Origin of the sequence: Streptomyces sp. NPDC058880 (assembly GCF_042742535.1) — a bacterium.
Classification (GTDB): Bacteria; Actinomycetota; Actinomycetes; order Streptomycetales; family Streptomycetaceae; genus Streptomyces.
This window is the reverse complement of record NZ_JBHYMC010000021.1, coordinates 22,159-46,847: the sequence shown is the minus strand read 5'-3', so window position 1 is coordinate 46,847 and position 24,689 is coordinate 22,159. Positions and strand designations below refer to the sequence as shown.

Annotated in this window: 19 protein-coding genes; 10 read left to right on the top strand and 9 right to left on the bottom strand. The window is 73.3% G+C overall.

What is annotated here, in order from left to right; all coding sequences use genetic code 11:
- Positions 1 to 135: 135 nt before the first annotated feature.
- Positions 136 to 1,548: a phenylacetate--CoA ligase family protein gene (locus tag ACFW2G_RS15165; protein WP_384580795.1), complete on the top strand. Its 1,413-nt coding sequence runs from the start codon at positions 136 to 138 to the stop codon at positions 1,546 to 1,548.
- A complete protein-coding gene (locus ACFW2G_RS15160; RefSeq protein WP_384580793.1) occupies positions 1,545 to 2,456 on the top strand; it encodes a hypothetical protein in 912 nt (303 codons plus the stop codon). The genes ACFW2G_RS15165 and ACFW2G_RS15160 overlap by 4 nt, the downstream gene beginning before the upstream one ends.
- Before the next feature lie 32 nt (positions 2,457 to 2,488).
- Here ACFW2G_RS15160 and ACFW2G_RS15155 read toward each other — a convergent pair whose 3' ends face one another.
- From ACFW2G_RS15155 to ACFW2G_RS15135, 5 genes are all read right to left on the bottom strand, one after another.
- Positions 2,489 to 3,601, bottom strand: a complete 1,113-nt coding sequence (locus ACFW2G_RS15155) for a substrate-binding domain-containing protein (RefSeq protein ID WP_384580916.1) — start codon at positions 3,599 to 3,601, stop codon at positions 2,489 to 2,491.
- Between the two features lie 53 nt (positions 3,602 to 3,654).
- Entirely contained in the window at positions 3,655 to 4,677 is a 1,023-nt protein-coding gene (locus tag ACFW2G_RS15150) for an ABC transporter permease (protein ID WP_384580791.1), read from the bottom strand.
- Complete coding sequence (locus ACFW2G_RS15145; RefSeq protein ID WP_384580789.1) at positions 4,674 to 6,257, bottom strand: sugar ABC transporter ATP-binding protein; 1,584 nt, start codon at positions 6,255 to 6,257, stop codon at positions 4,674 to 4,676. Before ACFW2G_RS15145 ends, ACFW2G_RS15150 begins: the two co-directional genes overlap by 4 nt.
- A 92-nt stretch (positions 6,258 to 6,349) precedes the next feature.
- On the bottom strand, positions 6,350 to 9,172 hold the full coding sequence (locus ACFW2G_RS15140; protein ID WP_384580788.1) for a SpoIIE family protein phosphatase: 2,823 nt from the start codon (positions 9,170 to 9,172) through the stop codon (positions 6,350 to 6,352).
- 196 nt (positions 9,173 to 9,368) lie between these two features.
- The gene (locus ACFW2G_RS15135; RefSeq protein ID WP_384447651.1) at positions 9,369 to 10,343 is read right to left on the bottom strand and encodes a cyclase family protein; all 975 of its coding nucleotides are present in this window, start codon (positions 10,341 to 10,343) and stop codon (positions 9,369 to 9,371) included.
- 260 nt (positions 10,344 to 10,603) lie between these two features.
- Between ACFW2G_RS15135 and ACFW2G_RS15130 the strand changes: the two genes are divergently transcribed.
- The 3 genes from ACFW2G_RS15130 (at position 10,604) to ACFW2G_RS15120 (ending at position 15,010) form a co-directional block, all read left to right on the top strand.
- A complete protein-coding gene (locus ACFW2G_RS15130; protein ID WP_384447654.1) occupies positions 10,604 to 11,749 on the top strand; it encodes a PP2C family protein-serine/threonine phosphatase in 1,146 nt (381 codons plus the stop codon).
- Positions 11,746 to 13,437, top strand: coding sequence for a phospholipase D family protein (locus ACFW2G_RS15125; RefSeq protein WP_384580786.1), 1,692 nt, complete (start codon positions 11,746 to 11,748; stop codon positions 13,435 to 13,437). The genes ACFW2G_RS15130 and ACFW2G_RS15125 overlap by 4 nt, the downstream gene beginning before the upstream one ends.
- A 127-nt stretch (positions 13,438 to 13,564) precedes the next feature.
- Positions 13,565 to 15,010 (top strand): glyceraldehyde-3-phosphate dehydrogenase, encoded by a 1,446-nt coding sequence (locus tag ACFW2G_RS15120; RefSeq protein WP_384580784.1) that lies wholly within the window; start codon positions 13,565 to 13,567, stop codon positions 15,008 to 15,010.
- Between the two features lie 75 nt (positions 15,011 to 15,085).
- Here ACFW2G_RS15120 and ACFW2G_RS15115 read toward each other — a convergent pair whose 3' ends face one another.
- The 3 genes from ACFW2G_RS15115 to ACFW2G_RS15105 all read right to left on the bottom strand — a co-directional run bounded on the left by ACFW2G_RS15115 (position 15,086) and on the right by ACFW2G_RS15105 (position 18,093).
- On the bottom strand, positions 15,086 to 16,276 hold the full coding sequence (locus ACFW2G_RS15115) for an MFS transporter (RefSeq protein ID WP_384580782.1): 1,191 nt from the start codon (positions 16,274 to 16,276) through the stop codon (positions 15,086 to 15,088).
- Positions 16,277 to 16,318: 42 nt separating this feature from the next.
- The gene (locus tag ACFW2G_RS15110) at positions 16,319 to 17,353 is read right to left on the bottom strand and encodes an NUDIX domain-containing protein (protein ID WP_384447663.1); all 1,035 of its coding nucleotides are present in this window, start codon (positions 17,351 to 17,353) and stop codon (positions 16,319 to 16,321) included.
- Between the two features lie 116 nt (positions 17,354 to 17,469).
- The gene (locus tag ACFW2G_RS15105) at positions 17,470 to 18,093 is read right to left on the bottom strand and encodes a LysE/ArgO family amino acid transporter (RefSeq protein ID WP_384447665.1); all 624 of its coding nucleotides are present in this window, start codon (positions 18,091 to 18,093) and stop codon (positions 17,470 to 17,472) included.
- A 69-nt stretch (positions 18,094 to 18,162) separates the two neighbouring features.
- On the opposite strand from ACFW2G_RS15105, the gene ACFW2G_RS15100 reads away from it, so the two are divergent.
- From ACFW2G_RS15100 to ACFW2G_RS15080, 5 genes are all read left to right on the top strand, one after another.
- A complete protein-coding gene (locus ACFW2G_RS15100) occupies positions 18,163 to 19,071 on the top strand; it encodes a LysR family transcriptional regulator ArgP (protein WP_037916146.1) in 909 nt (302 codons plus the stop codon).
- 30 nt (positions 19,072 to 19,101) lie between these two features.
- Positions 19,102 to 19,494: a molybdopterin-binding protein gene (locus ACFW2G_RS15095; RefSeq protein ID WP_037916148.1), complete on the top strand. Its 393-nt coding sequence runs from the start codon at positions 19,102 to 19,104 to the stop codon at positions 19,492 to 19,494.
- 141 nt (positions 19,495 to 19,635) lie between these two features.
- On the top strand, positions 19,636 to 20,724 hold the full coding sequence (locus ACFW2G_RS15090; RefSeq protein WP_384447670.1) for a magnesium and cobalt transport protein CorA: 1,089 nt from the start codon (positions 19,636 to 19,638) through the stop codon (positions 20,722 to 20,724).
- Between the two features lie 339 nt (positions 20,725 to 21,063).
- On the top strand, positions 21,064 to 21,417 hold the full coding sequence (locus tag ACFW2G_RS15085; protein ID WP_037916152.1) for a DUF805 domain-containing protein: 354 nt from the start codon (positions 21,064 to 21,066) through the stop codon (positions 21,415 to 21,417).
- Between the two features lie 235 nt (positions 21,418 to 21,652).
- Complete coding sequence (locus ACFW2G_RS15080) at positions 21,653 to 23,872, top strand: NADP-dependent isocitrate dehydrogenase (RefSeq protein WP_384447674.1); 2,220 nt, start codon at positions 21,653 to 21,655, stop codon at positions 23,870 to 23,872.
- Between the two features lie 147 nt (positions 23,873 to 24,019).
- Here ACFW2G_RS15080 and ACFW2G_RS15075 read toward each other — a convergent pair whose 3' ends face one another.
- Complete coding sequence (locus tag ACFW2G_RS15075; protein ID WP_157840153.1) at positions 24,020 to 24,493, bottom strand: hypothetical protein; 474 nt, start codon at positions 24,491 to 24,493, stop codon at positions 24,020 to 24,022.
- Positions 24,494 to 24,689 lie beyond the last annotated feature (196 nt).

The window sequence follows — 24,689 nt, the reverse complement described above, 5'->3', positions numbered from 1 at the left end:
CATCTACTCCCCGGCGGTGGGGGCGCCCCGCGCGGCGGGGGGGGGGGGGGGGGCGGGCCGCGGGCCGGGGGGGGGGGGGGGGGGGGGCGGCCCCCCCCCCCCACCCCTCTTCTTCACGCCTGAGAGGAGGCACGAGTGCTGGAGACCGGTGTCCGGCAGGTCCGGGTCGCGATGGCCATGGTGTTCGGCCGGAAGCTGAACGTACGGGCCGTGGAGCGTCTGGTCGCCGATGCCCTCGCCACGCTGGAGGAGTTCGGTTCCCTCGGCGACGACGTCGACGAACTGGCGGACGGCCCGTTCGCCGACCCGGACGAGCGGCGCGACCTGCAGAACCGCGCGCTCCAGCGGACCGTGCGCCGACTGGCCGAGCGCTCGCCCTTCTACCGGGAGCGGCTCGCCGGCATCGACCTCGGCGCACTGACCACCGAGACGCTCACCCGGATCCCGGTGACCCGCAAGGCCGACCTGATCGAGCGCCCGGCGGACTTCCTGTGCAGCGCGCCCTACCTGGCCACCCAGACGACCGGCACCACCGGCCGTCCCGTGCAGATATGGCTCTCCCGCTACGAGATGGAGCTATGGCCCGCGCTGATCGCCCTGTCCGTGGTGCTGCGCGGCGACATTCGCCCCGGCGACCGGATGCAGATCAACCTCAGCTCCCGGGCGACGGCGGCCGTACAGGAGGACGTCGAGGTCTGCCGGCTCGTCGGAGCCTCCTGCCACGTGGTCGGCCAGGTACCGCCCGAGGAGTCCGTCGAGCACCTGCTCGGCGGCAGCGGCCCCCGCCCCACCCTGCTCACCGGCAACCCCAGCTACCTGGCCCGGATGCTCACGGCGGCCCGCCGACGCGGATACGGGCCGGACGACTTCGGTCTGCGGGCGATCTACGCGGGCGGCGAGATCGTCTCGCCCGCCTTCGTGAACGCCCTGCGCGAGACCTTCGGCGCCGAGACCATCGGCGACAACTTCGGCATGACCGAACTCCTGCCGGTCGGCGGCCGCACCTGCAGCCGGCGCCACCTTCACATGGACCCCAACATGGGCTACACCGAGGTACTCGGCCTGGACACGGGCGAGCCCGTCGGCCCGGGACAGCTCGGCGAACTGACCGTCACGCCGTACTACCCCTACCGGGAGTGCATGCCCGTGCTGCGGTACAACACCGGTGACGTGGTGCGCACCCTGGAGGGCGAACCGGACTGCGAACTGGCCGCCGTGCCCGCCGTCTCGCAGATCCTCGGCAAGGCGGGCACCCTGCTGCGCACCGCCGATGCGGTCGTCACGCCGCGCGACGTGGTGGAGGCCCTGGACGGCACCCCGGGCATGCCGTGGCCGCTGCGTCACCGGGCCGAGGTCGGGGCCGACGGCCGCCTCCACGTGGAGGTCGCCTCGCGGACCGCGACGAAGGGCGAGGTGGCCGGGCGGCTGCTGGCCCGCGGCATCGAGGCACGCGTCACCGTCCTGCCGCTGGACGACGAGGAGGCCGCACGTCGCTTCCCCCTCCGCTGCGACCTGGCGGAGCACACCTTCACCCGGAGCCACGCATGACGGTCTTCTTCCAGCTCGCGGTCACCGCGGCCCTCGCCCTCGCGGTCGTCACCGGCGCCATCGCGTACTTCCGCTCCGTCCGCACCGCGAGGCCGCCCGTCGGCGTCTTCAACGGCCGGGACATCTTCATGATGATGGGCTTCGTCCTCGCGCTGCCCTACGTCTACCTCGCGCTGCCGGGCGGCGTCCTGCCCTGCGTGCTCGCCCTGGTCTTCGCCGGCGGACTGTCCGTCGGTTACCAGCCGATCATCGGCAACGGCCGGCTGCGCTGGGCGCTGATCGTCCTGCTGATCGCGAGCGTGCTCGTCGCCCACCTGTCCTTCGGCGAGACCGCGCCGCCGTACTGGGTGGCCAACAGCGCCGTCGTCGGCCTGGTCGTCGTCTCCGCCACGAACATCAACGTCCAGGGCGGCATGCGGTTGAAGAACGTGGCGTGGTTCCTGCTCGCCCTCGCTGCCTACGACGCCTTCTTCGCCTGGGTCGTCCCGCTGACCCAGGAGCTCGCCTATGCCGTCCAGGGCTACCCGTACGCGCCGGCCGCGGGCCTGCGCATCGGTGAGGACTTCGGTGCCGTCATCGGCATGGGCGACCTGCTGGCCTACGCCCTGTTCACCACCACCGCCTATAAGGCGTACGGGAAGCGGGGGCTGCGGGCCGGGGCCGCACTCGTGGTGCTCTTCGGCGCGGTGGCGCCGGTGGCCGCCCTGCACCTGATCGCGGCGGCCACCGGCGACGACCCCGGCATCGTCCCCGCCCAGGTGTTCTTCGGCCCGGCGGCCTTCGTCGCCTACCAGGTCCTGCGGCGCCGAGGACCGGAGCGCCGGATGGCCGACCTCGCCTTCGGCCGGGAGCGCGCGGACGCCCCGCGGCGGACCCCGGTACGCGCCGGAGCCCGCCCGGCGGCCTGAGCGGGCGGGCGGCGCGACCACCGCGCGGCCGCCTACCCGCGCCAGATCTTCTCGTACGCCTCCCGGTAGCCCCGGGGGTCCCAGGACGTGGCGCCGCCGCTGTTGTCGGCCGTGACGACGTGGACGGGGGCGACGTAGCCGCTGGCGGGCCGGCCCGCGAAGGCGCGGTTGAACTCGTCGACGATCTGCCAGCCCTGCTGCGTCAGCGGCTCCGGAACGGTGGCGGCCTGGTACTGCCGGCCGTTGATGCGCTGGAAGGCGGATGGATCGCCGTCGCCGGCGCCGATGTTGGCGGGCGGACCGCCGCCGGGCTTCCCGGCGGCCCGCAGGGCCGGGGCGGCGTCGGCGAAGTAGAGGTCGTTGATGGCGACCGAGTGGGTCCACTTCTTCCCGAAGCGGGACAGGAGGGAGGAGACCTCCTGAGGGGTGCGCCGGCTCGCGTCCGGGATCGGGATGTTCTCGTACGCCAGGAGTTCCACGCCGGGGCAGTCGGCCAGACGCTGCCGGATCAGGTCGGCCTTCGTCCGGGCGAACGGGATCGAGTCGTCGGTGAAGAGGACGGCGCCGGCCCTGCCGTCGGAGTGGGCGATGATCCAGTCCGCACTGATCCTCGCCACGTCCCGCACCTTCGTGGTGATGTTGGTGAACAGTGGCGGGTTCGTGCTCGGGCCCGGAGAGTCCACTGCGTGCCAGCCGACGAGCGGGATCCCCGCTGCCTCGGCGCGCGCCACCTGACGGGAGGTCGGACGGGGGTCGAACCCGCCGATGACGATGCCCGACGGCTTGAGGGTGACGGCCTGGCTCAGCGCCGCCTGGATGCCGGCCGGGCTGCCCTGCCCGTCGATCACCCGGACCTGCCAGCCGATGGCCCCGGCGGCCTCCTGGAGGCCCCGCGCGACGCCCGCGACGCCCGGATTGGTCATGGTCTGCGCCACGTAGACGATGCTCTTGCCGGGGACCGCGGCAGGGCCGGACGTGGGGCCGGTCCACGCCCTGTCGGTCCTCTCGGCCTCGCGGACACCGGCCCGAGCCTGCTGGGCGACGGCCGGGCAGCCCGCGGCCGAGGGGCCGGTGGTGCCGGGCCGGCCGCCGCCGCATCCGGCGACGGCCGCGGTGACCAGGGCTGCGGCGGCGAGAAGGGCCATGCGGTGGTTGGGGTACACGGTGCTCCTGATGCTCGGTGCGCTGCGAGGTGGTCTCAGGGGGTGTCCTGCCGGCCGTGCCGGGCCCGCGCGGCCCCGCCGGTCGTGGTGGCGCCGCTGCGCAGCCGGCGGCGGGCGGAATAGCCGGCCAGGCCGACCGCGATGAGCAGGGTGGCGCCGTTGAACAGCGGGGTCGCCCAGAACTGCGCGCCGAGCTGGCCGATCCCGGCGAGTCCCACGGCGAGGACGGTCACGGCGACGAGCGTCCCCAGGGCGTTGGCGCGGCCCGGTGTGATCGCGGTAGAGCCGAGCAGGGCGCCGACGAAGGCGGGCAGCAGGTAGTCCAGGCCGACGCTCGGGTTGCCGATCTGCTGCTGGGCCGCGAGGAGGACCCCGGCGAAACCGGTGATCAGGCCGGTGGCGGCGAAGGCGACGACGGAGTAGCGGTGCGTGGGGATGCCGAGGATCGCGGCTGCCCTGGGGTTGGAGCCGATGACGTACAGGTACCGGCCGAGCGGGAGCCGTTCCAGCAGCACCCAGAGGACGGCGACGAGGGCGAGCACGTAGAAGGCGGGGAGCGGCAGCCCGAGGAACGTGGAGTCGTACAGGGCGGTGAAGGCGGCCGGGAGGCCTTCGGGGCCCGGCACGATGCGGCTCCCGCCGGTGATCCAGCCGGTGGCCGCGTACATGATGCTCCCGGTGCCCAGGGTGGCGATGAGGGAGTCGATGTGCGCGAACTCGACGATGATCCCGTTCACGACGCCGGCCAGCGCCCCGCCCACGACGACCGTGAGGCAGGCGAGCTGCCAGGGCCAGTGTTCGTCGACGATCAGGTGCAACACCATGACGTGCGCCAGCCCCAGGCCGTAGCCGATGGACAGGTCGAACCGGCCGGCCGCGATCGGGACCGTCACTCCGAGCGCGAGGATGGCGGGGATCGACTGGTTGGACAGGATCGAGGAGACGTTGTCCCGCGTCGGGAAGGTGGCCGGCAGGACGAGGGAGAAGACCAGGAAGAGCAGGACCGTCAGGGTCAGCAGTCCGTAGGTGCCGATGAAGTGGGCGCGACGGAGGCTCACCGGTCCGTGCCGTTTCCGGTGATCGCAGGCAGGTCGGAGGCGGTGCGCGTGAGTTCGGTGACGTTCAGGGCGCCGCCCGCCAGCTCGGCCACCACCCGGCCGCGGCCGAAGACCAGCGCGCGGTGGCAGAGGCCGGCGACCTCCTCGGCGTCGGTGGAGACGAGCAGGACCGCGAGGCCGGCCGCGGCGGCCTCGCCGAGAATTCGGTGGATCGCCGCTTTCGCCCCGACGTCCACGCTGGCGGTCGGCTCCTCCAGGATCAGCAGGCGAAGGCTCCCCCGCAGCCAGCGGCCGACCACCACCTTCTGCTGGTTGCCGCCGGACAGGGTGGCGAGGGGCACCTCGCTGTCGCGGGGGCGCACCGAGAACCGTTCGATGAGGGCACGGGCCTCCGCTCGCTCGCGTCGCGGGCCGGTCCAGCGCCACCACGGCACACCGGCGGCCCGCGGGTTGGCCAGGAAGTTCTCCCGGACGCTCAGCTCGGCTGCGCAGCCTTCCTCCTGACGGTTTCCCGCCACGAAGCCGACACCGGAGCGGAGGGCCGCGGCGACCGTGTGCGGCCGGTACGGGCGGCCGTCGAGCAGCGCCCGGCCGCCGAGGAGCGGAAGCACGCCGGCGAGGGCGCGGCCCAGGTGCATGTGGCCGGCACCGGTCAGGCCCACCATGCCCAGGATCTCCCCTTCCCGCAGGTCGAGGGTGACGGGCCCGGTACGGGCGGTGGAGACGCGGTCGAGGCGCAGGACGGCCGGGCGCGGGTCGGCGGCGGGGGCCGCGCGTGCCGGTGCGGCGCCCGCCGCGGCCAGGGGTGCGCGGCGGGCCGGCTCGTGGCCCACGATGTCGCGTACCAGGCGCGCCGGGGAGTACGGGGCGAGCGGCCCGTGGCTGACGAGGCGGCCGTCGCGCAGGACGGCGAAGGTGTCGGCGACCTCGTACACCTCGTCGAGCCGGTGGCTGACGTACAGGACGCCGTGCCCGCGGTCGCGCAGGGTGTGCAGGACGCCGAAGAGTCGGGCGCAGTCGGCCGTGGGGAGGGTGGCGGTCGGCTCGTCGAGGACGACCAGCCGGGCCCGTCCGGCCAGCGCACGGGCGATGGCCACGAGGGAGCGCTCGGCCGGGGCGAGGTCGGCGATCCGGGCCTCGGTGTCCAGGTGGCCGGCCACGATCCCCAGGGCCTCGTCGCAGCGCTCCCGCGCCCGCCGCCATGAGATCAGCCCGTGGCGCAGGGGGTAGCCGGTGCCCAGAGCGACGTTCTCGGCGACGGTCATCCACTCCACGAGACCCAGGTCCTGGTGGATGAAGGACATGTGGCGCAGGGCGGCCTCGGAGGGGACTGGGTGTCCGGCCACCGTCACCTCGCCCGCGTCCGCGTGGTGGACCCCGGCGAGCACCTTGATGAGGGTGGACTTTCCGGCCCCGTTGGGCCCGAGCAGGGCGAGGACGCTGCCGCTGTGGAGGTCGAGGTCGACCGAGTCCAGGGCGAGGGTGCCGCCGAACCGCTTCGAGAGACCGCGCACCCGGACAAGGGGTTCGCCGCCGGGCCGCGAGGGCGGGCTCATCGAGGTGACGGGAGTGTCATGCACGGACTTCTCCGGGGCCGCCTGGGGAGGTCTTGCTGTGATGCGGAACAGTCAGGATGCTACGTGGCTATTTCGCTCATGTCCGATATTCCCGGTCATGCCGCGTCCAGGGCGCACTCGGCCCAGATGACCTTGCCGTGGGGGGTGTACCGGGTGCCCCAGGCCTGCGAGAGCTGTGCGACGAGGAACAGGCCGCGTCCGCCCTCGTCCGTGCCGGCGGCCCGCCGAAGGTGCGGGGCGGTGTTGCTGCCGTCGGAGACCTCGCAGATCAGGGCCCGGTCGTGGATCAGCCGCACCCGGATGGGCTCGCTGCCGTACCGGACCGCGTTCGTGACCAGCTCGCTGAGCACCAGCTCGGCGGCGAAACCGAGTTCGTCCAGCCCCCACGCGGCGAGCTGCCGTGTCGCGGCGCCCCGGATGCCGGAGACGAGGGACGGGTCCGGGGACATGTCCCACGTGGCGATCCGGTCGGCGGGCACGGTACGGGTGCGGGCGACGAGCAGCGCGATGTCGTCATCCGGATGGTCGGGGGCCACGGCCTCGATGACGGCCCGGCAGGTGTCCTGCGGGTTCCGGTCCGGGTGGGACAGCGCGTGGCGCAGCCGGTCGAGCGCCACGTCGACGTCGCGGTGGCGGCCGTCCACGAGCCCGTCGGTGTAGAGGACCAGCGTGCTGTGTTCGGGGAGCCGGAACTCGGCGGTCTCGAAGGGCAGGCCGCCCAGGCCCAGGGGCGGTCCGGCGGGCAGCTCGGGAAAGGCCACGGCGCCGTCGGGGTGGACCAGTGCGGGCGGGGGGTGGCCCGCCCGGGCCATCGTGCACACCCGCGACGTGGGGTCGTAGACGGCGTAGAGGCAGGTGGCCCCGACGATGCCGGTGCTGCCGGTGGCGCTCGCATCGTCCTCCTCCCGGTCCAGCCGCACCAGCAGGTTGTCCAGATGGGTGAGCAGCTCGTCCGGGGCCAGTTCCAGCTCGGCGAAGTTGCGTGCGGCGATGCGCAGTCGGCCCATCGTCGCGGCGGCGTGCACCCCGTGCCCGACGACGTCCCCCACGAGCAGGGCGACCCGGGTGCCGGAGAGGGGGATGACGTCGAACCAGTCGCCGCCCACCCCGGACTCGGCGGGCTGGTAGTGGTGGGCGACCTCCACGGCACCCTGTTCGGGGAGGGCGCGCGGGAGCAGGCTGCGCTGCAGGGCCAGGGCCAGGGTGTGCTCGCGGGTGTAGCGGCGGGCGTTGTCGATGCAGAGGGCGGCGCGGGCCGCGAGTTCCCGGGCCAGCCGGGTGTCGTCGTCCCCGAAGGGGGCCGGGTCCTGGGAGCGGTAGAAGGTGGCGATCCCGAGGAGCACGCCGCGGGCGAGCAGGGGGACGCAGATCATGGAGTGGATGTGGTGCGCCAGGATTCCCCGGGCATGGTCGAGGCCGGGGATCATCCAGCCCGGGGTGGTGGCCTGGAGGCCCGTCTCCAGAACGGCCGGCTCGCCCTCGAGGCAGCGCATGTGCGGGGTGCCGGGGTCCAGCCGCACCTGATGGCCGACGGGATGGAAGGGGCAGTCGTCGCGGATGCCGTGGACCACCGTGCGGCGCAGGTCGGCCCCCGGGTCGGCGGACTCCTCACCGCGCAGGACGGCTCCGGGCAGGTCGACCGTGACGTAGTCGGCCAGGCGCGGCACGGCGGTCTCGGCCAGTTCCCAGGCGGTGCGGCTCACGTCCAGGGTGCTGCCGATCCGGCTGCTGGCCTCGGCCAGCAGCTCCAGTCGGCGGCGCGCGGCGACGGCGTACTTGCCCACCTCGGGCTCGCCCACCAGCACCAGGCCCCGGACCGCGCCGGGCGGGTGGGACGCGTCGTGCGGGTCGGCCGGGCCGGCGCTCCCGGAGTCCGCGGACCCGGCGTCGGCCGGGCCGGCGAGGTGCCAGGACAGCGATTCGGCGCGTTCCGTCGCGGCGAGGGCCAGGGCCCCGAGAGCGGAAGCGGTGGGCTTCGAGGCGGCGAGGTGGTGCGCCGGCGGGGAGTCCCCGGTGAGCACGGCCTCGACGACCACGCCCTCCACGCCGGAGGCGCTGGTGACCGGGCTGCTCAAGAGGGTGACGGCCCGTCCGTGGGACAGAGGGACCTCGACCGCGGCCCTCTGGGGGGTGCAGATGAGATCCGTCGCCTTCTCCTTGAGGACCATCTGGTCCTGCCGGTCGAGCCCGCCGCCGGTGAACTCCTCCAGTCCGATCAGCCGCCCGTCGTCGGCGCCGGGTTCCTCGCCGCCGGTGCGCAGCCTGGCCCCGAGATAGGTCCGCAGCAGGGCGCGCTCGCGCTCCGAACCCTGCTCCACGAGGCGGTGCTCGATGGACTCCGCCGCCCGGCGGACCAGGACGGCCAGGGCCGGGTCCTCGTAGCTGCGCGGGTATCCGAAGCAGAGGACGCCGACGACGTGGCCGCTGAACTGGTCGCGGATCGGAGTCGCCGAGCAGGCGTTCGACTGAGACCGCTCGGCGAAGTGCTCGGCGCCGTAGACCTGGCACAGCCGCCGCTCGGCGAGCGCGAGGCCGATGCCGTTGGTGCCCGCGTAACGCTCGGCGAAGACGAAGCCGGGGACGCTCTGGATCGGCGGCAGCCGGCCGGCGAGGGCGGGCTCCCCGAACCGGCGCTGCAGCACCGTCCCGTTCCCGTCGGCGAGCGAGATGTTCATCTGGCTGCCCGAGAACCTGGTCTGAAGCTGGTCGAGGACCGGCACGGCGGCCCGTACGAGCCGGCTGTCGGGGTCGAAGTCATCGGTGTACGGGAGGTCCGCCTGCTCGGGCGAGAGCCCCAGCATCCGGCTGCGCCGCCACGAGTTCAGGATGGGGCCGCGGACGCTGCCCTCGACGGACTCGCCCAGCAGGAACCGCTCACGGGGGCGTACGGGGCTGATCCGGCCTCCCGTGACTCCCATCTGCACCACTTCCCCTTGCCGAGCCGCCTACCGCGCCGGGACGTTCGCACGGGGCGAATGCTTTTCGAGTATATTCCTCCGCTTTTAAATCAATAGGGCGGCGAGGATCCGCTCTTGCAGCGTGGCCCTTCCCCGCGGGTCCGCTATCCCATGGGCCCGCTACCCCGCGGGCCCGCCACCGCATGGGCCCGCCACCTCACAGGACCGCCACCGGGTTGACCGGCGAGCCCGTCCCGCCCGGCACCCGCAGGGGCGACACGACGATCATGAACTCATGCCTGCCCGCCTCGGCGCAGGCGGCGGACAGGGCCTCCAGGTCCAGGTTGTCCAGGAGCGGCACCCCCATGGCCGCGACGGCCAGCGCGTGGACGGGGGAGTGCACGCCCTCCACCGGTGAGGGGCGCACGTCGCTGTCTCCGTCGGCGCCGAGCAGGGCGATCGCGCGCCCGGCCAGCAACGGCACGGCGTCCACGTGGAAGCCCGCGCTCGCGGTGCCGGTGTCCCAGGGGCCCCGCTCGCGGCGCCTGCGGAAGCGGCCGGAACGCAGCAGTACCGCGCAGCCCTCGTCGATCGTCACCCCGAGCGCCCGCTCCGCGGTGACGAGGTCCCGCGCGCGGACCGCGTGGCCCGGCTCCAGCCAGGCGGCGCCCAGGACGGCCGGCAGATCCAGGAGCACACCCTTGGTGACCAGCGGGCCGAGCGCCTCCACCGAACCGAAACGGGCGCCCCCGGCGTCCACGGATTCCCGCGCCGGGCGGCCGTCGTAGAGCCGCCCCCGATAGGCGACGTGGGACAGCGCGTCCAGGTGGCTCACGGCCTTGCCGTGGTAGTCGGCGGCGATGAAGTCCTTGTGCGTGGCCGGCTCCGGAGCCTCCACATCGCCGAGGTCGGACATGTAGTGCAGGGCCGGCCTGCTGTTGTCCGGCCCCGCGCGGGTGTCCCACGGCAGGCCCAGCTGCACCGTCGTGCCGGACCGTACCAGGGCGGCGGCCCGCCGCACGTGGTCCCCGGTGACCCGGTTCCACGCGCCGCGGTCGGCCGCGGACCACGTGCCCCAGGTCCTGACCGAGGCGAACAGGTCATCGAACTCGGCGCGCGACACCGTGGGCCCGTCGCGGCCGGGGCGGGCGCCGGGCGGGGCGGCGGGTTCGTCCGCGGGACCGTTGCTCATCTGCTGCCCACCTGTCGTTTGCTGCCCACCCGTCGCTCCTCGGCTGATCCGATCCGGTCGAAGCCGGAGCGGAGCGGCTCGCGCCCCTCTGCTCCTGTGCGCGTAGGCAAGGACTTCCCCGCGGGGCTGCCGGGCCACGCCCGGGACGCCGCAAGGTCGGCCGTACGGCGGCGCGACCGGCGGGGGCGGGGGCGGTGCCGGCGGCGCGTGCCGGCCGCGGCGAGTGGCGGCGAGGACCACCGGCGGCGCAGTCTGTAAGCATGCGGGTGCCCATCCGGCCTTCTCCGGGACCGGGAGGCGGCGGCCACCACCAGGTCCTCTTCGTCGTCGCGAAGTGCGTGCCCTTCGCGATCGCGCTCCTGGTGCTGGCCATCGAGTTCACGCCCGCACACGTTCTCTACACAGGCCCCTTCCTGGTCGCCACGCCCGCGCTGGCCGCGGTGACGATGGGCCCCGCGGGCACCCTGGCCGCGGCCGGCCTGGCCGTGGCCGTGAGCGTGGCCACGGCCACGTACAACCACGCCTGGGGCAGTCAGCAGGTCTACAGCAACTTCATCGCCCTCTTCCTGGTGGCGCTGGCCAGCGCCACCACCAGCCGGATGGCCCGGGCGCGCAGCGCGAACGAGCTGAGCCAGGTCCGGCGGATTGCCTCGGCAGCCCAGAGGGTCCTGCTGCGGCCCGTCCCCGAGCGGCTGGGCCCGCTCCGCGCGGCCAGCCTGTACGTGGCGGCCGAGAAGGGCGCGCAGATCGGCGGGGACCTGTACGAGGCCATGGAGACCCGGTACGGGATCCGGATGATCGTGGGCGACGTCCGGGGGAAGGGCCTGCCCGCCGTACGCACGGCCGCGGCCGTGCTGGGCGCCTTCCGGGAGGCCGTGCACTACGAGCACGATCTGGTCGACGTCGTCAGGCACTGCGAGGCGGCCTTGCGCCGGGACGCCGCCGTGCCGGGCGCGGTCGACGAGGAGGCGCTCGTGGAGGGGTTCGTGACCGCGGTGGTGGCCCAGGTGCCGGACGGGCACGTGGTCGAGGTGGTCAACCGCGGCCATCCGCCGCCGCTGCTGCTGCGCGACGGAAGGGTCAGGGCACTCATGCCCGGAACGCCGCTGCCGCCGCTGGGCCTCGGCGAGTTCATCGCCGGCCCTCCCGGCACCAGGGAAAGCTACCCCTTCCTGCCCGGCGACCGCCTGCTGCTGCACACCGACGGCGTCAATGAGGCCCGCGACCGGGAGAACGCGTTCTTCGCCCTCCCCGAGGCCGTCGAGGCGATGCCCGACCGCAGCCCCCGGGAGTTCCTGGACCGGCTGTGCCAGGCGCTGGTCCGGCACGCCGAGGGCCGGCTGGAGGACGACGTCGCGATGATCCTCGTCGACCGTGTCGACGAGGACGAGGGGCCGTCCCGGTGACCCGCGTGCGGTGGCTCCTGGTGCGCGGCGAACGCGGCAATCCCGCGACGCGCCTGGACGACCGGCGCCCGGACGGCTCGCCGTGGTCCTGGGGCAACGAGGCCCGGCCGCTGGTCCACGGCGCCCCGTACTTCGCCGAGCTCCTGGCGGCGGTCGAGGCGATGCACGCGGGCGACCTGCTGCTGTTCACCGACTGGCGCGGCGACCCCGACGAGCGGCTCGACGGCCCCGGCAGCGAGATCGGCACGGTCCTGTGCCGGGCGGCCCGGCGCGGCGTCCTGGTCAAGGGCCTGCTGTGGCGTTCCCACCTGGACGGCCTCCACTTCAGCCAGGAGGAGAACCGACGCTTCGGCGAGGAGATCGCCCGGGCCGGCGGCGAATGCCTGCTCGACATGCGCGTCCGGCCCGGCGGCTCCCACCACCAGAAGCTGGTGGTGCTGCGCCACCCGGGCCGCCCCGAGCGGGACGTCGCGTACGTGGGAGGCATCGACCTGTGCCACAACCGCAACGACGATGCCGAGCACCGCGGCGACCGCCAGTCGCTGCCCCTGGCCGCCGCCTACGGGCCGCATCCGCCATGGCACGACGTCCAGCTGGCCCTGCGCGGACCGGTGGTCGGTGATGTCGAGGCCGTCTTCCGCGAGCGCTGGGAGGACCCGGCGCCGCTGAGCCGAAGCCCGCTCACCCGGCTGCGCGAGCTGGCACACCGCGAGGACGTCAGTGCGGACCCACTGCCGCCGCAGGCACCCGATCCGGAGCCCTGCGGCACCCACACGGTGCAGCTGCTGCGGACGTACCCGAACCGCCTGCTCCTTGGCTATCCCTTCGCCCCCGACGGCGAGCGGAGCATCGCCCGCGGCTACCTCAAGTCGCTGCGGCGGGCGCGGGCGCTGGTCTACCTGGAGGACCAGTACCTGTGGTCGACGCGGGTGGTGGCCGGATTCGCCGCGGCGCTGCGCCGGCAGCCGGGGCTGCGGATGGTCGCCGTCGTCCCCGCCTTCCCCGACCAGGACGGGCGGCTCACCCTGCCGATGAACCTGATCGGGCGCATCGACGCGCTGGCCGAGCTGCGCCGGGCCGGCGGCGACCGGGTCGCGGTGTACGGGCTGGAGAACCATGCCGGAACCCCCGTCTACGTCCACGCCAAGGTGTGCGTGATCGACGACGTATGGGCCTGCGTCGGGTCCGACAACATCAACCTCCGCTCGTGGACGCACGACTCCGAACTGGGCTGCGCCGTCCACGACGAGAGCGCGGACCGGCGCGCTCCGCGCGACCCGGGAGGCCTGGGCGACGGAGCCCGCGTCTTCGCCCGGGAGCTGCGCCTGAAGCTCATGCGCGAGCATCTCGACCTCGCCGACCCGGACCTGGCCCGCGACCCGGAGGCGGCTGCGGACACGGCCGCGGACACGGCTGCAGACGGGGACGGCGCGGACCGTCGGTCGTCCGTGCAGGAGTCGCTGTGCGACCCCGCCGAGGCCTTCGAGGCCTTCCGGGCGGCCGCCGCGGCGCTCGACGCCTGGCACGCGGGCGGCTGTCGGGGCCCCCGTCCGCCCGGTCGGCTGCGCCGCTACGTCCCGCCGGACCATCTGCCCGCGGGGCAGTGGGCGGTGGCCCGCCTGCTGCACCGCGCCCTGGTCGACCCCGACGGCCGCCCGATGGGGCTGAGGATGCGCGGGCGGTTCTGAACGGGGTCGCACAGCCGGCGGAAACCGACTGAACCGGGGCATTGTCCCCTCGCGCGGGTACCCCTCAAGCGGCCCATGAGTCGTGGGGTTAGCATATGAGCGCCGCCTAGCTCGAAAGATAAAGCCTGTGACTGTCAACGAGGACTCGTTCACCAACTGGAACCACCGCGAGGAGATCGCGGAGGCGATGATCCCGATCATCGGGAAGCTGCACCGGGAGCGGGACGTCAACATCCTGCTCCACAGCCGCTCCCTGGTGAACAAATCGGTGGTCAGCATCCTCAAGACCCACCGCTTCGCCCGGCAGATCGACGGCGAGGAGCTGTCGGTCACCGAGACCATGCCGTTCCTGCGGGCGCTCACCGCGCTGGACCTCGGTCCCTCCCAGATCGACCTCGGCATGCTCGCCGCCACCTACAAGGCCGACGACCACGGCCTGTCGGTCGAGGAGTTCACCGCCCAGGCCGTCGCCGGAGCCACGGGCGAGAACAAGCTGGCGCGCAGCGGGGGCCGCGACGTCGTCCTGTACGGCTTCGGCCGCATCGGCCGCCTGGTCGCCCGTCTGCTCATCGAGAAGGCCGGCTCCGGCAAGGGCCTGCGCCTGCGGGCCATCGTCGTCCGCGGCGGCGGCGACCAGGACCTGGTCAAGCGCGCCTCGCTGCTGCGCCGCGACTCGATCCACGGCCAGTTCCAGGGCACGATCACCGTGGACGAGGCCAACAGCACCATCGTCGCGAACGGCAACGCGATCAAGGTGATCTACGCCAACGACCCCTCCGAGGTCGACTACACGGCGTACGGCATCAAGGACGCCATCCTCATCGACAACACGGGCAAGTGGCGCGATCGCGAGGGCCTGTCCAAGCACCTGCGCCCCGGCATCGACAAGGTCGTCCTGACGGCCCCCGGCAAGGGCGACGTCCCGAACATCGTGCACGGCGTCAACCACGACACCGTCAAGCCGGACGAGCGGATCCTGTCCTGCGCGTCCTGCACCACCAACGCGATCGTCCCGCCGCTGAAGGCCATGGACGACGAGTACGGCGTGCTGCGCGGCCACGTCGAGACCGTCCACTCGTTCACGAACGACCAGAACCTGCTGGACAACTACCACAAGGCCGACCGCCGCGGCCGCAGCGCGCCGCTGAACATGGTCATCACCGAGACCGGCGCCGCCTCCGCCGTTGCGAAGGCACTTCCGGACCTCAAGGCCCCCATCACCGGCAGCTCGATCCGCGTCCCCGTCCCGGACGTCTCGATCGCCATCCTCAGCCTGCGCCTGGGCCGCGAGACCACCCGTGAGGAGGTCCTCGACCACCTGCGCGACGTCTCGCTGAACTCGCCGCTGAAGCGTCAGATCGACTTCACCACGGCCCCCGACGCCGTCTCCATGGACTTCGTCGGCTCGCGCCACGCGTCCATCGTCGACGCCGGCGCCACCAAGGTCGACGGCGACAACGCGATCCTCTACCTCTGGTACGACAACGAGTTCGGCTACTCGTGCCAGGTCATCCGCGTGGTCCAGCACGTCTCCGGCGTGGAGTACCCGACCTACCCGGCCCCGGCGGTCTGATCCCGCCCGGCCCCGTCGACACCGCCGCCCCGCCGCTCCGTGCCGCGGGGCGGCGGTGTTGGCGCCCCGCGGCGCTCACGCGTCCGCGGGCACCGGCCGCCGCAGCAGGTAGCCGGCCGCGGCCGCGACCAGCGCGGCCATGCACACGATGAACACCAGGCCGGCGCCCTCCAGGCCGATCGGTTCCACCAGCAGTCCTACGCCGATCACGGGTACGGAGATGCCCGCGTAGGCCACGACGAACAGCGTCGAGACCACCGCCGCGCGCCGGTCCGGCGGCGAGGCCGCGGTGACCGCCGACAGCGCCGCGCGGAAGGCCAGCCCCTGTCCGCCCCCGCCGACCAGCGCGCTCGCCACCACCAGGGCCAGCAGGTCCCACACCAGCGCGCCCGCCAGCAGCGCCAGCCCGGCCAGCAGCCCCGCGCAGCCCAGCGGCAGCGACCGCCGCACCCCGACCCGCCCGACCGCCAGCTGACCGGCGGTCGAGGCGAAGAAGGCCAGCGCGACGACCAGCCCGCTCACGGCCCGGTCGTGCACGTCGAGGGACTGCGCGAGGAAGGCCGGGCTGACCGAGGTGAACACCCCGAACAGCGCGAAGCCCGCGAACGCGGCGATCGCCGCCGGCCCGAACACCGACCGCACCTGCGGGGGCACACCGGGCCGCTCCGGTCGTACGGTGCGCAGCGGCCGCAGCTCCCGTACGGTCTCGTCCAGGCCCAGGAGGACGGCGGCCGACACCGCCACCAGGAACAGGTGCACGGCGAACGGCAGGTACAGCGGCCAGGGGGCGTACTGTGCGAGCACGCCGGCGAGCAGGGGGCCGCAACCCAGCCCGCCCATGGTGGCCGCCGTCGCCACGAACGTGGCCCGGGAGGACCCGCCGGGCGGCGCCAGCTCCATGACGTAGACCGTGGCGGCCCCCGTGAACAGTCCTGCCGACAGCCCGGACAACAGCCGCCCCGCGAACAGCCAGCCCGTCGCGGTGGCGCACAGGAAGCAGACGGCGCTGGCCGCGGAGAAGCCCAGGCCCGCCAGGAGCACCGGCCGCCGGCCCACGGCGTCCGAGGCGTTGCCCGCCAGCAGCAGCACAGCGATGACCCCGAAGGCGTACACGGCGTACACGACGGTCACCATCAGCTCGGAGAACCCGAACTTCTCCTGGTACAGGCCGTAGAGCGGAGTCGGCAGCGTGGTGCCGGCCATGCACACCGCGAACACCGCCCCGCCGAGCAAGCACTGGCGCCACCCTCGGCGATCACCGTCCATGCCGCCGACGGTAACCCGGGCCCTGCCGCCCCGCAGGCCGGGTCAGAGGCGGCCCGCGTGGAGCTCCAGCGGTCCCGCACCGCTGGCCCGGGCGTCGAGGCAAGCGGTGATCTGGCGCCGCAGCGCGCCCTTGACCAGGGTGCGGAGCTCGTCGGGCGCGACGGTGCGCCACTGCAGCAGTTCGGCGGGGTCCAACCGGATCCGGGCCAGCTCCGGGGCGTCGAGGACGCCGCCGTCGTAGAGGAAGCGGATGCGGGCCGGACGGCCCGGCTTGTGCGACCAGTTCACGGCGAGCAGGCGGCCCGGGGCCAGATCGAGGCCGAGCTCCTCGCGGACCTCCCGTCGGGCGGCGGCGCGCGGGATCTCGCCGAGGTCGCTGTCGATGCCGCCGCCGGGCAGGTTCCAGCGGTCGGTGCGGCCGTACGCGGGCTGCACCAGCAGGATCCGGCCGTCGGCGGAGGTGAAGAGCACGCTGGCCGCGGTCAGGGCCTTCGGCCGGCTGGCCCGGTGGCTGGCCGCGTCGAGCACGCCCGCGTGTTCCAGGGCCGCGCGCCGGGCCGGATCCAGGCCGGCCGGCGAGCCGGGGTGGGGTACACCGTCGACGAGGTGGGCGAAGGAGCCGGCGTACAGGGCGGCCAGCCCGGCGCGCAGCCGGGTCGCGGCCCGGGCGGGCAGGACCGCGCAGGCCTCCTCCGGCCGCAGCCAGCGGGCCTGCGTGATCCCGCCGTCGGTGGAGGAGAGCCCCATGGCCTCCGGGGGCGCGACCGGCCCGACGAGGTGGACGTGCACGATCAGGGAGCGGCCGAGCGGGCCCGGCGGCCTGGAGTCCACCGCCAGCAGCCGGCCCACCGGGGCGCCGAGGTCCAGCTCCTCCCACAGCTCGCGGGCCAGCCCCTGCTCCGGCGTCTCGGTGTCCTCCACCCTGCCGCCCGGCAGCTCCGGACCGGTCTGGTACGAGCCGGTGAGCACGAGGACCCGCCCGTGGGTGTCCAGGACGATCCCGGTGGCGGTCACGAGCGGCGCCGGCCGGTCGGCGTCGTACGCGTGCACCGCGTCGGGGGAGGGGCGGTCGGGCACGGGCGGTCTCCTGGGACTCGGGGCGTCGGCAGGAGACTATGCCGGGCCCGGGACCCGGGGCGGTTTCGGCATGCCGGGTCCGGTACGGGGACCGGCCCGCGCGGCGCAGCCGGGACTCACGCACGGGCCAGGAGGAGGCCGCCCATCGTGACCATGGTTGCCGCGAGCAGCCCGTCCATGACCCGCCAGGCCGAGGGACGGGCCAGCAGGCCGCTCAGCAGCCGGGCCCCGTAGCCCAGGCCGGTGAACCAGGTCAGGCTCGCCAGGCCCGCCCCGAGGCCGAAGGCCCAGCGCAGGTCGCCGCGGTCGGCGGCGAGGGAGCCGACGAGTAGCACGGTGTCCAGGTAGACGTGCGGATTGAGCCAGGTCATGGCCAGGCAGGTCAGCACGGCCCGGCGGGCGGATCCGGAGGTTGCCCCCTCCGCGGTGAGGGCGGCGCCGGGGGTGGGTCGCAGCACCCGGCGGGCGGCGAGTACTCCGTAGCAGACGAGGAAGCTCCCCCCGGCCAGCCCCACGACGGTCAGCGCGGCCGGCCAGGCGGTGACGAAGGCCCCGACGCCGGCGACGCCTAGGGCGATCAGGAGCGCGTCGGACAGCGCGCAGATGGCGACCACGGCGAGCACCGCGTGTCGGCGCACGCCCTGACGGAGGACGAAGGCGTTCTGCGCGCCGATGGCGACGATGAGGGAGAGTCCGGTGCCGAAGCCGGCCAGGGCCGCGGTGGTGATGCCGTGTGTCATGGCTCCGACCGTAGGCAGCCTGCGTCGTTCAGTACAGCTAAAGATTTTTACGTACCATTAGCCGTTGTGATGGACGAGCTTCCCCTGGACCAGGTGCGCACGCTGCTCGCCGTGGTGGACGAGGGCACCTTCGACGCGGCGGCGGCCGCCCTGCACGTGACGCCCTCTGCGGTCAGCCAGCGGGTGAAGGCCCTGGAGCAGCGCACCGGGCGGGTGCTGCTGATGCGGACCAAGCCGGTGCGGGCTACGGAATCCGGGGAGGTGGTGGTCCGCTTCGCCCGGCAACTGGCCCGGCTGGAGCGGGACGCGCGCGCCGACCTGGGCATGGCCGACGCGGGAGGCCCGGTGCGCCTGCCGATCGCGGTGAACGCGGACTCCCTCGCGACGTGGTTCCTGCCGGCCCTCACGCACGTCCCGCAGGATCCGCCGGTCTGCATCGAGCTGCGCCGCGAGGACGAGGCGCACACGACGGCGCTGCTGCGCGAGGGGCAGGTGATGGCCGCGGTGACCTCGTCCCCGGACCCGGTGGCCGGGTGCAGCGTCCGCATGCTGGGCCTGGCCCGGTACCTGCCGACGGCGAGCCCGGCGTTCGCCGCCCGGTACCTGGCGGGCACGCCGGAGCGGGACCTGCGCAGGGCGCCGACGATCGTCTTCGACCGCAAGGACGACCTCCAGGACATCTTCGTCCGCTCGCTGACCGGGGACGCCACGGCGGGCGCGGGGCCGGTGCGGCACCACGTGCCGACATCGGAGGGTTTCCGTGACGCGGTCGTCGCGGGGCTGGGGTGGGGGTTGGTGCCCGAACAACAGGCGGGCCCGCTCGTGCGCACCGGGGATCTGGTGCTGGTGGCGCCCCGACGGCCGTTGGACGTACCGCTGTACTGGCAGCAGTGGAAGCTGGACTCCCCGGCCCTTTCGACGGTGGCGGACGTGGTCGCGGCAGCGGCCGCGGAGGCGCTGCGCAGCCCCACGCCCTGAGCGCCGGGGCACCGCATAGGCTTGCCGGCCATGGAGTCCTACACGATCGGCCAGGCGGCCCGGTTGCTCGGCGTCAGCGTCGACACGGCCCGGCGCTGGGCGGACGCCGAACGTTTCCCCACCCGCCGCGAGGGCACCCGCAGGATGGTGGACGGGCCCGACCTGGCCGCGTTCTGCGTCGAGGCCGCGCAGGAGGGCGGCGAGGGGGAGGAGGCCCCGTACACCTCGGCGCGCAACGCCTTCCCGGGCATCGTCACCGGGGTGAAGCTCGGCACCGTCGACGCGCAGGTGGAGATCCAGGCCGGCCCGCACCGCATCGTGTCGCTGCTGACGCGGGAGGCGGTGGAGGAGCTCGGCCTGGAGGTGGGTGCGCGGGCCACGGCGCGGGTGAAGTCGACCAGTGTGTTCATCGACCGGGTCTGAACCGGGTCTGAACCGGGTCTGAAACGCCGCTGGAGGGGCCGGCGGTCGGCGGGCGGCGGCCGGGCGGGGGCCCCGGCGCGAGCCGGCCGTCCGGCGCCGGTGGCAGACTGGCCGCTGATCAGGGGAAGGTGAGTGGGGGCGTTGTTCAAGTTCAGCAACCTGCGCCGGGTCGTCCGCCGCGGCTACCGGCGGACCGTCGACCTCAGCCACCCCGCCCGCTCCCCCCTCGGCAGCGCGGTCGTCAACTGCCTGGTCTACCGGGACGGTGTGCGGGAGGCGGACTGCGCGGACGCCGGGGAGGCGCTGCGCCGGGTCCGCAAGACGGGCGACGGTTTCGTCTGGATCGGCCTGCATGAGCCGTCGCAGTCGGAGCTCGCCGGGCTCGCGGAGCTGTTCGACCTGCACCCCCTGGCCGTCGAGGACGCCGTGCACGCGCACCAGCGGCCCAAGGTGGAACGCTACGGCGACACGCTGTTCTCCGTCTTCAAGACCGTGCGCTACCTGGGGCGCGAGGAGTTGACCGCGGGCGGCGAGGTGGTGGAGACCGGCGAGCTGATGGCCTTCACCGGCCAGGACTTCGTCGTCACCATCCGGCACGGCGGCCGCAGCACGCTGGGGCCGGTGCGCGAGCAGCTGGAAGCCGCCCCGGACCAGCTGCTCCTGGGGCCCGCGGCGGTCCTGCACGCCATGGCCGACCACGTGGTCGACGACTACGTGGCCGTCACGGACGCCGTGCAGAACGACATCGATGCCGTGGAGACGGCGGTGTTCAGCGAGAACGGAGGCCGTGGCGATGCCGGCCGGATCTACCAGCTCAAGCGCGAACTCCTCGAACTGCGGCGGGCGATGGCCCCGCTGGGCCGCCCGCTCCAACAGCTTGCCACGCAGCCGATACCGGTCGTCCCGCCGGAGATCCGCGCGTACTTCAGGGATGTGGCCGACCACGTCACCCGGGCCACCGAGCAGATCGGCGCCTACGACACCCTCCTGGACTCCATCCTCCAGGCCCACCTCGCGCAGGTGACGGTCGCCCAGAACGAGGACATGCGCAAGATCACGGCATGGGCGGCCATCGTGGCGGTCCCCACCATGGTCTGCGGGGTCTACGGCATGAACTTCGAGCACATGCCGGAACTGCACTGGAGGTACGGCTACCCGCTCGTCCTCGGCGTCATGGCGCTCGCCTGCTTCGCCATCCACCGCGGCTTCCGCCGCAACGGCTGGCTCTGACACGGCCCGAGGAATCGCCGCCGCCGGAGCGGACCCGGGGCGGCACCGCGACCGCGCCCCCGAAGGCCGTCCGCGGTGTCGCGACGTGGTAACGATGTGGGTAACGATCGGGGCGGCGCACGGGGTGGCAAGTAGGCCTTGCATGGCGACGTTTCGGACGTTGCGGGACATGGCGCCGCGACGGTGTCCCGAATCCGTGGCCCCGGTGCCGGAAATCGGGCGGTCCGGCCCAATGTGGCGTCCCTGGAAGTGGCTTGACCTCGACGTAAGGGGGGCATAAGTTCTGCCCCGGCTTGCTCCAGCAGGACGGGCCGAACCAACCGTCCTCTGGGGGGACCCGTGAACTACTACCTCGACGTTCTGAAGAAGTACGCCGACTTCTCCGGCCGCGCGCGCCGCCAGGAGTACTGGATGTTCTTCCTCTTCCAGCTCGCCGCGCTGATCATCGTCTCGATCCTGGACGCCGTCCTCGGCACCTCCCCGTGGCTGTACATGCTCTACGCGCTGGGCACCCTCCTCCCGAACCTCGGTGTGACGGTCCGCCGCCTGCACGACACCGGCAAGTCGGGCTGGTGGGTCCTCATCTCCTTCGTTCCGCTCGTCGGCTTCATCTGGCTGATCGTCCTGCTGGCCACCGCCGGCCAGCAGCAGCCGAACGAGTACGGCCAGGACCCGAAGGTCCTCGCCGCCTGATCAGGCGTGCAGGCCCGGTCAGGGCTTGATGTGCCCGAGCGCCGCCCCGGCTGGGAACAGCCCGGGGCGGCGCTCGCGGCATTTCGGGGGAGCGGTCCGGTGCCGCGCGCCGGCCGCGTGACATGCGTCTCTCCCCCTGGCGGCCGGGGGCTGTGCTGACCGGCCCGAACACGAGATATCTTGATGTCGAGCAATGTTGCAGACGAGAGACGCAGACTGTGGAGCGGAGCATCCGGTGACTGACTCGACCATCATCTACACGCACACTGACGAGGCCCCGGCCCTCGCGACGTATTCCTTCCTGCCTGTGATCCAGGCGTACGCGTCGACGGCCGGTGTGAACGTCGAGACCCGTGACATCTCCCTGGCCGGTCGGATCATCGCCGTGTTCCCCGAGTACCTCGAGGAGAGCCAGCGGATCGCCGACGCCCTCGCCGAGCTCGGCGAGCTGGCGAAGACCCCGGAAGCCAACATCATCAAGCTTCCGAACATCTCGGCTTCGATCCCGCAGCTGAAGGCCGCGATCGCCGAGCTCCAGGGCCAGGGCTACGCCCTCCCGGACTACCCGGACGACCCGAAGACCGACCAGGAGCGCGACGTCCGCGCCCGCTACGACAAGGTCAAGGGCAGCGCCGTCAACCCGGTTCTGCGCGAGGGCAACTCCGACCGCCGCGCCCCCGGCTCGGTCAAGAACTACGCCAAGACGCACCCGCACCGCATGGGCGCCTGGACCACCGAGTCGAAGACGAACGTCGCCACCATGGGCGCGAACGACTTCCGCTCCACCGAGAAGTCCGTCGTCGTCGCCGAGGCCGGCACCCTGCGCATCGAGCACGTCGCCGCCGACGGCGCCACCACCGTGCTGCGCGAGTCCGTCCCGGTCCTCGCCGGAGAGGTCGTCGACGCGTCCGTCATGCACGTCGACGCGCTGCGCACCTTCCTCAACGACCAGATCGGGCGCGCCAAGGCTGAGGGCGTCCTGTTCTCGGTGCACCTCAAGGCCACGATGATGAAGGTCTCCGACCCGATCATCTTCGGCCACGTGGTCCGCGCCTTCCTGCCGAAGACCTTCGCCCGTTACGGCGAGACCCTCGCCGCCGCCGGCCTGTCGCCCAACGACGGCCTCGGCGCGATCCTGAACGGTCTGGGCTCCCTGCCCGACGGCGACGCCATCAAGGCCTCTGTCGATGCGGAGATCGCCGAGGGCCCGGCCCTCGCCATGGTGGACTCCGACAAGGGCATCACCAACCTGCACGTGCCGTCCGACGTCATCGTCGACGCCTCCATGCCGGCCATGATCCGCACCTCGGGGCACATGTGGGGCCCCGACGGCAACGAGGCCGACACCCTCGCCGTCCTCCCGGACAGCAGCTACGCCGGTGTCTACCAGGTCGTCGTCGACGACTGCCGCGCCAACGGCGCCTTCGACCCCGCCACCATGGGCTCGGTGCCGAACGTCGGCCTCATGGCCCAGAAGGCCGAGGAGTACGGCAGCCACGACAAGACCTTCGAGATCGCCGCCGCGGGCACCGTCCGCGTCGTCGACGCCGCGGGCAACGCGATCATCGAGCAGGAGGTCGCCGCCGGAGACATCTTCCGCGCCTGCCAGACCAAGGACCTGCCGATCCAGGACTGGGTCAAGCTCGCCGTCACCCGGGCCCGCGCCACCGGCGCCCCGGCCGTCTTCTGGCTCGACGAGACCCGCGCCCACGACGCGCAGCTGATCGCCAAGGTCAGGACGTACCTCGCGGACCACGACACCGAGGGTCTGACCATCGAGATCCTCTCCCCGGTCGAGGCCACGAAGTTCTCCCTGGAGCGCATCCGCCGCGGCGAGGACACCATCTCGGTGACCGGCAACGTGCTGCGCGACTACCTGACCGACCTCTTCCCGATCCTGGAGCTGGGCACCAGCGCCAAGATGCTGTCGGTCGTCCCGCTCATGAACGGCGGCGGGCTCTTCGAGACCGGTGCCGGCGGCTCCGCGCCGAAGCACGTCCAGCAGCTGGTCAAGGAGAACTACCTGCGCTGGGACAGCCTGGGCGAGTTCTTCGCGCTGGCGGCCAGCTTCGAGCACCTCGCGACCACCACCGGCAACGCCCGCGCCCAGGTGCTGGCCGACACCCTGGACCGCGCGACCGGCACCTTCCTCAACGAGGACAAGTCGCCGAGCCGCAAGCTGGGCGGCATCGACAACCGCGGCAGCCACTTCTACCTCGCCCTGTACTGGGCGCAGGAGCTGTCCCGCCAGATCGACGACCCGAAGCTGGCCGCGGCGTTCGAGCCGCTGGCCAAGACCCTCGCCGAGCGCGAGGAGGCCATCGTCGGCGAGCTCATCGCGGTGCAGGGTTCCCCGGCCGACATCGGCGGCTACTACCAGCCCGACACCACCAAGGCCGCGGCGATCATGCGCCCGTCCGCGACCCTCAACGAGGCGCTCGGCCTGCTCGGCTGACGTCCGCTGACGCGCTCCGCCCCGGCCGGGCCCTGTGCCCGGCCGGGGCGGTCCCGTGTTCGCGGTCCCGTGTGCGCGGTCCCGTTGTGGCGGAGCCGTTTGTGCAGCCCGGTCCGCCCGGGAGGACCGGGCCCCAGGGCCCCGGGCTCAGAGCCGGTGGATGCGTTCCTGGTCGAATGCCAGCGGGGACCGTCCGGCGGCCAGGATCCGCAGCCCCGGGGCCACGGTCAGCAGGGTGCGCAGCCAGGCCAGGGCGTCCTGGCCGAGCTGCTCGGTGCCGTCCAGGACGAGCAGCATGTCCCGCTCGGCCAGCCAGGACGCCGCGTACCTCGTCGTCCCGCAGGGCGGCGGCGCAGGTACGCCGGGTACGGAGCCCAGCTCGGCCGTCAGTTCGCGGACGCCGTAGCCGCCTTCCAGCGGGTCGAGGTCGACGACCGCCACCCCGTCGCAGAAGTTGGACGCCAGCCGCCGGGCGATCTCCCGTACCAGCAGGCTCCGCGGCTCGCGGAATCCGCCCGCCACCGTCAGCACCCGTCCCCGCCGGACGGCGGTGAGCAGCCGGGACATCTCGGCGGACGTCGCCGGGAGCCTTCCGGCCGACCCCGATTCCCTCATCGGCACGATGCCCCCCATTGCATGCGTGACCACGTGCGGCCGTACCCCAGGGATCTTTCGCTCGCGTGACGACGATTATGCGCCACTTGCGCAGTATCGCTAGGGGAATGTCGCATTCCGATCCGGCGGTCCGTTGCCGCCCAGGTCAGACCGCCCCCTCCCGCGGCCCGGCGGGTCGCCGCCGGTCCCGGAGACGCGCCGC